Source organism: Streptomyces tropicalis (assembly GCF_029269835.1).
Taxonomy (GTDB): domain Bacteria; phylum Actinomycetota; class Actinomycetes; order Streptomycetales; family Streptomycetaceae; genus Streptomyces; species Streptomyces tropicalis.
Map to the genome: position 1 here is coordinate 1 of NZ_JARJBB010000006.1, position 8,822 is coordinate 8,822.

8 protein-coding genes are annotated in these 8,822 nt (G+C 73.6%); all 8 read right to left on the reverse strand.

Features of this window, described 5'->3' with window-relative positions; translation table 11 throughout:
• Positions 1–211: 211 nt before the first annotated feature.
• Positions 212–2,359, reverse strand: a complete 2,148-nt coding sequence (locus P3H78_RS13795) for a primosomal protein N' (protein WP_276109244.1) — start codon at positions 2,357–2,359, stop codon at positions 212–214.
• A 150-nt stretch (positions 2,360–2,509) separates the two neighbouring features.
• The gene (gene metK / locus P3H78_RS13800) at positions 2,510–3,718 is read right to left on the reverse strand and encodes a methionine adenosyltransferase (protein WP_276109245.1); all 1,209 of its coding nucleotides are present in this window, start codon (positions 3,716–3,718) and stop codon (positions 2,510–2,512) included.
• A 236-nt stretch (positions 3,719–3,954) separates the two neighbouring features.
• The gene (coaBC, locus tag P3H78_RS13805) at positions 3,955–5,157 is read right to left on the reverse strand and encodes a bifunctional phosphopantothenoylcysteine decarboxylase/phosphopantothenate--cysteine ligase CoaBC (RefSeq protein WP_276109246.1); all 1,203 of its coding nucleotides are present in this window, start codon (positions 5,155–5,157) and stop codon (positions 3,955–3,957) included.
• A gap of 123 nt (positions 5,158–5,280) precedes the next feature.
• Positions 5,281–5,553: a DNA-directed RNA polymerase subunit omega gene (gene rpoZ / locus P3H78_RS13810; protein WP_030577387.1), complete on the reverse strand. Its 273-nt coding sequence runs from the start codon at positions 5,551–5,553 to the stop codon at positions 5,281–5,283.
• Positions 5,554–5,603: 50 nt separating this feature from the next.
• Complete coding sequence (gene gmk, locus P3H78_RS13815; RefSeq protein WP_276109247.1) at positions 5,604–6,197, reverse strand: guanylate kinase; 594 nt, start codon at positions 6,195–6,197, stop codon at positions 5,604–5,606.
• A gap of 37 nt (positions 6,198–6,234) precedes the next feature.
• Complete coding sequence (locus P3H78_RS13820) at positions 6,235–6,558, reverse strand: integration host factor (RefSeq protein ID WP_003977346.1); 324 nt, start codon at positions 6,556–6,558, stop codon at positions 6,235–6,237.
• A 297-nt stretch (positions 6,559–6,855) separates the two neighbouring features.
• Complete coding sequence (gene pyrF / locus P3H78_RS13825) at positions 6,856–7,701, reverse strand: orotidine-5'-phosphate decarboxylase (RefSeq protein ID WP_276109249.1); 846 nt, start codon at positions 7,699–7,701, stop codon at positions 6,856–6,858.
• Positions 7,698–8,813, reverse strand: coding sequence for a quinone-dependent dihydroorotate dehydrogenase (locus P3H78_RS13830; RefSeq protein WP_276109250.1), 1,116 nt, complete (start codon positions 8,811–8,813; stop codon positions 7,698–7,700). The genes pyrF and P3H78_RS13830 overlap by 4 nt, the downstream gene beginning before the upstream one ends.
• Between the last annotated feature and the right edge of the window lie 9 nt (positions 8,814–8,822).

Here is an 8,822-nt window from a genome sequence, read left to right on the forward strand (position 1 = left end):
TCGCCGACGCGGACCTGACCGTCCTGCTCCAGCAGCACCGCACCTACGACCTCCAGGGCCTGTCCGTGAAGGCCCAACTCCTCCTGGACACCCGCGGCGGCGCCCCCCCCGGGGGGGCGCCCCCCCGCCCCCACGACCGGACGGCTGCCGGGCGTGACCGCCGGACGGAACGAGGGATGCCCTCGGCCGCTCCCCCGCCGAGGAAGGGCCCTCAGCCGATGTCCGGCGGGTCGATGCGTACCCGGACGCCCTCCGCGCCACCGCGTGCCGTCCGTGCCGCCTGGGCGGCCTTGAGCGCGGCGGCCAGCGCCGCCCCGCTGCCGGGCGGGACACGGATCAGCACCCGCTCCCCGTGCTCCCCCGGCGGCGACGCACCCGGCCGGCGGGGGCGGCCCGCGGGCGCATCGGGCACCGGAACCGGTCCCAGCACCTCGGCCTCCCCGGGCAGCCGGGCCGTGCCCAGGAAGTCCGCCAGCGCCTCCGCCGGGCCCGCCACGGACGCCATCCGGGACACCGGCGGAAAGCCCAGCTCGGCCCGTTCGGCCAGCTCCCGCAGCGCGTGCCCGACCGGGTCCCAGCGCACCAGCGCCTGGACGGGCCGCAGCGTCGGCTCGGCGACGACCACCACCGTCCCGCCCTCCTCCTGGGGCCGGACCAGGGCGGCGGCGCCGATCCAGCGGCGCAGCGCCTCCTCGCCCGCCCGAAGGTCGGGGCGGCCCAGCATCGCCCAGCCGTCCAGCAGCAGCGCCGCCGCGTACCCGCCCTCGGCGACCGGCTCGGCCCCCGGGGTGCTCACGACCAGCGCGGGCGCCCCCGGGACCGTGTCGAGCACGTGCTCGCGCCCCGACGTCCGCACCGGCACGGCCGGGAACGCGCGCCCCAGCTCCTCCGCGGTCCGCCGCGCGCCGACGACCTGGGCGCGCAGCCGGAACGCACCGCACTCCGGGCAGTGCCAGGCGGCCTCGTCCCGGCCGCACCACTCGCAGCGGAGCACCCCGGCGTCCTGGCCCTGCAGCGGGCCCGCGCAATGCCGGCACCGCGCGGGCGCGCGGCACTGCGCGCACGCCATCCGCGGTAGGTAACCGCGCCGGGGCACCTGCACCAGCACCGGCCCGTGCCGCAGCCCCTCCCGGGCCGCCTGCCAGGCGAGTGAGGGAAGCCGGGCGGCCCGGGCGGCCTCGTCCCGGGCGAGGTCCCCGTCGCCGACGGTCCGCACCAGGGGCGCGGCCCGCCGCACCTGGTCCCGGCCCGCCACGACCGGCCGGGCCCAGCCGCTCTCGACGAGCTGCGCGGCCTCCACCGTGCAGCTCCAGCTGCCGAGCAGGAAGGCGCACGTGTCCTGGGCAGCGCGCAACTGCAGCACCTCCCGGGCGTGCGGCTGCGGCGCGTGCTGCTCGCTGTGGCTGCCGTCCCCGTCGTCCCAGAGCGCCACGAGCCCCAGGTCGCGCACCGGCGCGAACATCGCCGCGCGGGTGCCGACCACCGCCCGTACCGATCCGCGGCGCACCGCGAGCCACTGGCGGTAGCGCTTCTCGGGGCCGGCGTCCGCGGTGAGCAGCGCATGCCGGCCCTCGCCGAGGAGCGCGGTCAGCGCGGCGTCGACCCGGGACGCGGTCCGGCCGTCCGGTACGACGACCAGCGCCCCGCGGTCCGAGGCGAGCGCGGCGGCGACGGCGCGGGCCAGCTCCTCGCTCCAGCCGGGTCCGGGCAGCGCGTGCCACACGGCGCGCGGGGAGCCGCCCGAGGCCAGGGCCCGGAGGAGGGCGGGACCGTGCTCGTAGCGCGCCCAGGAGCCGGGGCCGGGGGCGGAGGGCGGGGGCAGCGGGGCGGGCGAGGGCCGCTTCTCGGCGCGTGCGCTGCGCGGCGGCACGGCGAGCTGGAGCACGTCGGCGAGGCTGCCCGCGTACCGGTCGGCAACGGCCCTGGCCAGGCCCAGCAGCTCGGGATCGAGGACGGGCTCGGGCGACACCACCTGGGCCAGGGCGGCGAGCGGGCCGGAGTAGTCGGACTCGGCGCGCCGCTCGATGAGGAAGCCGTCGATGAGGCCGCCGCCCTCGCGGCGTCCCTCGCGCACCCGGTGCCGACCGGCTCCGAACCGCACCCGGACCCGCACCCCGGGCTGGGCCTCGGCGTCCAGCTCGGCCGGGACGGCGTAGTCGAAGCAGCGGTCGAGGTGGAGGACGCCCTTGTCGACCAGCACCCGGGCCACCGGCAGCTCCTCGGCGAGCGCGGCGCCCCGCCAGGTCCGCGGCCGGGCCCGGGGCTCCTTCGCCTTCCGCACGCTCTCCCGGATGAGCGCAAGCTGCTCCGGCGGCGCCCCCGCGGCCCCGCCGTCCCCCGGCCCGTTCTCGCTGCTCACGCTTGCATTCTTACCAAACCCCACCGACAGCGGCCGCCGCCCGGAGCCCGCTGCCCGGGTGCGCTCCGCCGTGCCGCGGCCCGCGGGCACGGCCGAGGCCCGGCCCCCGCGCGGGGAACCGGGCCTCACAACGGGCTCGACGGGTGCGGTCTAGAGGCCCGCCGCCGCACGGAGGGCGTCGACGCGGTCGGTGCGCTCCCAGGTGAAGTCGGGCAGCTCACGGCCGAAGTGGCCGTAGGCCGCGGTCTGGCCGTAGATCGGGCGCAGCAGGTCGAGGTCGCGGATGATGGCGGCCGGACGGAGGTCGAAGACCTCGTCGATCGCCTTCTCGATCTTCTCCGGGTCGATCTTGTGGGTGCCGAAGGTCTCGACGAAGAGGCCGACCGGCTCGGCCTTGCCGATGGCGTACGCCACCTGGACCTCGCAGCGGGCGGCGAGGCCCGCGGCGACGACGTTCTTCGCGACCCAGCGCATTGCGTAGGCGGCGGAGCGGTCGACCTTGGACGGGTCCTTGCCGGAGAAGGCGCCGCCTCCGTGGCGGGCCATGCCGCCGTAGGTGTCGATGATGATCTTGCGGCCGGTGAGGCCGGCGTCGCCCATCGGGCCGCCGATCTCGAAGCGGCCGGTGGGGTTGACCAGGAGGCGGTAGCCCTCGGTGTCGAGCTTGATGCCGTCCTCGAGCAGTGCCTTCAGCTCCGGCTCCACGACGAACTCGCGGATGTCCGGCGCCAGCAGCGACTCCAGGTCGATGTCGGAGGCGTGCTGCGAGGAGACCACGACGGTGTCCAGACGGACCGCCTTGTCACCGTCGTACTCGATGGTGACCTGCGTCTTGCCGTCCGGGCGCAGGTAGGGGATCGTCCCGTTCTTGCGGACCTCGGAGAGGCGGCTGGAGAGGCGGTGCGCCAGGAAGATCGGCAGCGGCATCAGCGTCGGCGTCTCGTCCGAGGCGTAGCCGAACATCAGGCCCTGGTCGCCGGCGCCCTGCCGGTCCAGCTCGTCCTCGTCGCCCTCGACCCGGTTCTCGTAGGCGGTGTCCACGCCCTGTGCGATGTCCGGGGACTGTGCGCCGATGGACACCGACACGCCGCAGGAGGCGCCGTCGAAGCCCTTCTTCGAGGAGTCGTAACCGATCTCGAGGATCTTGTTGCGGACCAGGGTCGCGATGTCGGCGTAGGCCTTGGTGGTGACCTCGCCGGCCACGTGGACCAGGCCGGTGGTGATCAGCGTCTCCACGGCGACCCGGGAGGCCGGGTCCTCACGCAGAAGCGCGTCGAGAATGGTGTCGCTGATCTGGTCAGCGATCTTGTCGGGGTGACCCTCGGTCACGGACTCCGAGGTGAACAGGCGACGGGACACAACGCTCCCTGGGGTTGCAGCGGCTGCTGGCTGATCATGGGCGGACGGCGCGGGGCTGCGCCCGGTCGTCCGAGAACAGTTTATCGGTCGCACTCGACCGCAGGCCCACCCGTCTCGCCTCTCGGAAACGCTGTGACCTGCGGCACGAGCATTCTGCCCAATGTCGAGCGGCCTTGACCAGAGCCGCCGCGCGCCGAACTGCGGGGCTGGAGCGATCCTTGAGCCGAATGGAACATTCAGTCGAGCCGGGCCGCCACCAGGTCCCAGACGATTTCGGCCAGGGCCTCCTTGGGGCCGTGCGGAACAGGGGTTTCGCTGCCGTCGGCGCCCAGGACCAGAGCTTCGTTCTCCTCGGAGCCGAAGGTCTTGCGCTCCCCCACCTCGTTGACCACGAGGAGGTCGCAGCCCTTGCGGGCGAGCTTCGCCCGGCCGTTGGCGACGACGTCGTCGGTCTCCGCGGCGAAGCCGACGATCACCTGTCCGGGCCGCGCCCGATCGGCCGCCATCTCGGCAAGGATGTCCGGATTACGCACCAGAGCGATCGGTTCCGGTTCCTGCCCGTCCTTCTTCTTGATCTTTCCGGTCGCGTAGGCGGCGGGTCGGAAGTCGGCGACGGCGGCCGCCATGACCACCGCGTCCGCGTCCCCGGCGGCCTTCAGGACCGCCTCGCGAAGCTGCACGGCCGTCCCCACCGGGACGACGTCGACGCCCGCGGGGTCCGGCATGCCGGTGTTGGCGGCGACCAGCGTGACACGGGCGCCGCGCGCCGCCGCCGTGCGCGCCAGGGCGTAGCCCTGCTTGCCGGAGGAGCGGTTGCCGAGGAAGCGGACGGGGTCGAAGGGCTCGCGGGTGCCTCCGGCGCTGACCACGACGTGCCGGCCGGCGAGGTCCGGCTCGCCGGCGCCGCGGGCGAGCACCCGGCGGCAGACCTCGAAGATCTCGACGGGGTCGGGCAGCCGCCCCTTGCCGGTGTCGACGCCGGTCAGGCGGCCGACGGCGGGCTCGATCACGACGGCGCCGCGGCGGCGCAGCGTCGCCACGTTCTCCCGGGTGGCGGGGTGCTCCCACATCTCGGTGTGCATGGCCGGGGCGAAGACCACCGGGCAGCGGGCGGTGAGCAGGGTGTTGGTCAGCAGGTCGTCCGCGAGGCCGTGGGCCGCCTTGGCGAGCACGTCGGCCGTGGCGGGGGCCACCACGACCAGGTCGGCGTGCTGGCCGATGCGGACGTGCGGGACCTCGTGGACGTCGTCCCAGACCTCGGTGGAGACGGGGTTGCCGGAGAGTGCCGACCAGGTGGGGGCGCCGACGAAGTGCAGCGCGGAGGCCGTGGGGACGACGCGGACGTCGTGACCCGACTCGGTGAGCCTGCGGAGCAGCTCACAGGCCTTGTACGCGGCGATGCCGCCCGTGACCCCCAGAACGACCTTGGGCTTGTCCACCGTCTCTCCCCGGAACTCGGCTCCGTGCGCCGGGACGTGCGCACGGGTCTATGACACACCACAGGCCCGGCAGTCGCGCTGCCGGGCCTGTGGAAAAAACCTACTGCGATCTGCAGATATGACTTACTGCCCCGGGCCCTCGATGGCCTCGGAGGTCAGCAGACCCGCGTTGATCTCGCGCAGGGCGATGGAGAGCGGCTTCTCGTGGACATGGGTGTCGACGAGCGGACCGACGTATTCCAGGAGGCCCTCGCCGAGCTGCGAGTAGTACGCGTTGATCTGGCGGGCCCGCTTGGCCGCGTAGATCACGAGGCTGTACTTCGAGTCGGTGGCCTCGAGGAGCTCGTCGATCGGCGGGTTGATGATGCCCTCGGGCGCAGAAATGGAAGAGGACACGCTCTACCTTCCGATGGGTGGGAAAGATGCTGACGGTGCGATCGTCACGATCACACAACGTCCATCAAGGCTAGCAGCTCGCGGGCCACGTCCTCGACGGAGGTGTTGACCAGGGTCTCGTCGAACTCGGGTTCGGCCGCCAGCTCGACCTTCGCGGCGCCGAGCCGGCGCTCGATCACCTCGGGCGGCTCCGTGCCCCGGCCGGTGAGCCTGCGCACCAGCTCCTCCCAGGAGGGAGGGGCCAGGAACACCAGCTGGGCCTCCGGCATCGACGCGCGGACCTGGCGGGCCCCCTGCAGGTCGATCTCGAGGAGCACGGGCACCCCGGACTCCAGGTGCTCCAGCACGGCCGCACGCGGCGTGCCGTAGCGGTTGCCGGCGAACTCGGCCCACTCCAGCAGCTCGCCGTTGGCGATCAGCTTGTCCATCTCGTCGTCGGAGACGAAGAAGTAGTGGACACCGTGCTGCTCGCCGGGGCGGGGCTTGCGGGTCGTCGCCGACACCGAGAGCCAGACCTCGGGGTGTTCCTTGCGCATATGGGCGACGACCGTGCTCTTGCCGACCCCCGAGGGGCCGGAGAGCACGGTCAGCCGCGGACGTGCGTCCGGGGGCACGGGGGTCGTCCCCCGGGGTGTTACAGCCATGCAGCGATTATTCCAGCAATCCCGGACTGCCCCGGACTCAGGATCCGGTGCTGCCGAACTCACGCTCCAGGGAGGCGATCTGGTTGGAACCGAGACCCCGCACGCGGCGGCTCTCGGAGATGCCGAGTCGCTCCATGATCTGCTTGGCGCGGACCTTGCCCACGCCCGGCAGGGACTCCAGCAGCGCGGAAACCTTCATCTTGCCGATGACGTCGTTTTCCTGGCCCTGCTTGATGACCTCGTGAAGCGAGGCGCCGGAGTGCTTGAGTCGATTCTTGACCTCGGCCCGCTCCCGGCGAGCCGCGGCGGCCTTTTCGAGCGCGGCTGCGCGCTGTTCAGGGGTAAGGGGCGGAAGAGCCACGCCTACGTCACCTCGGATGTCGAACTGTCGGATACGGACCGGTGAGGAACCTAGTCGCCCCACACCTGGGGAGCCACGAGCAACACGCCTGCCCGTCGTCCCCCGCTACCTGGAGGGGCAGGAGGGGCTCCCACTCGACGGAGACTAGCGGTCAAGTCCGCCAGAGTCAGCGAGAACAGCGGAAAAGTCCTGGTCAGCCTCCGCCAGGCTAGACATTTAGGACATATTGCCCCGGATTTGAGCCGGTATCCAGACTCACGGCGTCCGGGGACGCCGCCCGCGCGGACCCGAGCGGGCTCAGCCGGACGTCACCGCGGCCCGGATCTCCTCCGCGAAGCGTTCCGCCGCGTCACGCAGCGCGACGACGTCGGGGCCGTGACGAAGAACACCCCGGCTGACGTTCGGCACCACGTTGCGCACGGCGGCACCGAAGACCCGGGGGAGGTCGGCCGGCGTCGCCCCCTGGGCGCCGATGCCGGGCGCGAGGAGCGGCCCGCCGATCTCCAGGTCGTACGGCGACAGGTCACCGAGCGTGGCGCCCACCACGGCGCCGAAGGAGCCCAGGGGGGCCTGTCCCGCGTTCTCCGCGGCGAGCCGGGCGAGCACGGTGGCACCGACCGAGCGGCCGTCGGGCCGCAGGGCGTGCTGGACCTCGGCGCCCTCCGGGTTGGAGGTCAGCGCCAGCACGAACAGGCCGGTGCCGTTCTCGCGGGCCAGCTCGACCGCGGGCGCCAGCGAGCCGTAGCCCAGGTACGGCGAGACGGTCAGCGCGTCGGAGAACAGCGGCGCGTCCTTGTGCAGGAAGGACTCGGCGTAGGCGGCCATGGTGGACCCGATGTCGCCGCGCTTGGCATCCATGACGACCAGCGCACCGGCCGCCCGCGCCTCGGCGACCGCCGCCTCCAGGACCGCCAGGCCCCGGGAGCCGAACCGCTCGAAGAAGGCGATCTGCGGCTTCAGCACGGCGACCCGGCCGGCGACGGCCTCCACGACCGTGCGGCTGAACCGCTCCAGGCCGGCCACGTCGTCGTTCAGCCCCCACTCGGCGAGCAGGGAGGCGTGCGGGTCGATGCCGACGCACAGCGGGCCGCGCTCGTCCATGGCGCGGCGCAGGCGTGCGCCGAAGGGCTCCAGAGCGGTCATGCGGTCTCCCGGGCCTTCCTGACGTCCGCGCCGACGGCGTCGGCGAGGGTGGCGTACGGACTCGTGCGCAGCCGTGCGGCGAGCCCCTTGTGGACGGAGCGGGCCCAAAAGGGCCCCTGGTAGATGAAGGCGCTGTAGCCCTGGACGAGCGTGGCGCCGGCCAGGATGCGCTGCCAGGCGTCCTCGGCGGTCTCGACGCCACCGACGCCCACCAGGGTGATGCGGTCGCCCACGCGCGCGTAGAGGCGGCGCAGCACCTCCAGGGAGCGCTCCTTGAGCGGGGCGCCGGACAGGCCGCCGGTCTCCTGCACCAGGGCGGGTTCCGACCGCAGGCCGAGCCCCTCGCGTGCGACGGTGGTGTTGGTGGCGATGATCCCGTCCAGGCCCAGCTCCACGGCGAGGTCGGCCACCGCGTCGACGTCCTCGTCGGCGAGGTCCGGCGCAATCTTCACCAGCAGCGGCACCCGGCGGCCGGCGACGACCCGGTCGGCGGCCTCGCGCACCGCGCTGAGCAGCGGCCGCAGCGCCTCGGTGGCCTGGAGGTTGCGCAGGCCGGGGGTGTTCGGCGAGGAGACGTTGACGACCAGGTAGTCGGCGTGCGGCGCGAGCCGCTCGGTGGACTTCACGTAGTCGGCGGCGGCCTCCGTCTCCGGGACGGCCTTGGTCTTGCCGATGTTCACGCCGACGGCGGTACGGAAGACCGGCGTGCGTGCGGCCAGGCGGGCGGCGACGGCGAGGGAGCCCTCGTTGTTGAAGCCCATGCGGTTGATCAGCGCACGGTCCGCGACCAGGCGGAACAGCCGCTTCCTGGGGTTGCCGGGCTGCGGCTCGCCCGTCACCGTGCCGATCTCGACGTGGTCGAAGCCGAGCATGGCCATGCCGTCGATGCCGACGGCGTTCTTGTCGAAGCCGGCGGCGAGCCCGAAGGGGCCGTGCATCCGCAGCCCGAGGGCCTCGGTGCGCAGCTCCCGGTACCGGGGCGCGAGCGCGGCCGCGACGAGCGTGCGCAGCACGGGGGTCCGCGCGGCCAGCCGGATCCAGTCGAAGGCGAGGTGGTGCGCCGCCTCGGGGTCCATCCGCCGGAAGACCAGGCGGAAGAAGAACGTGTACATGTGGGGTCC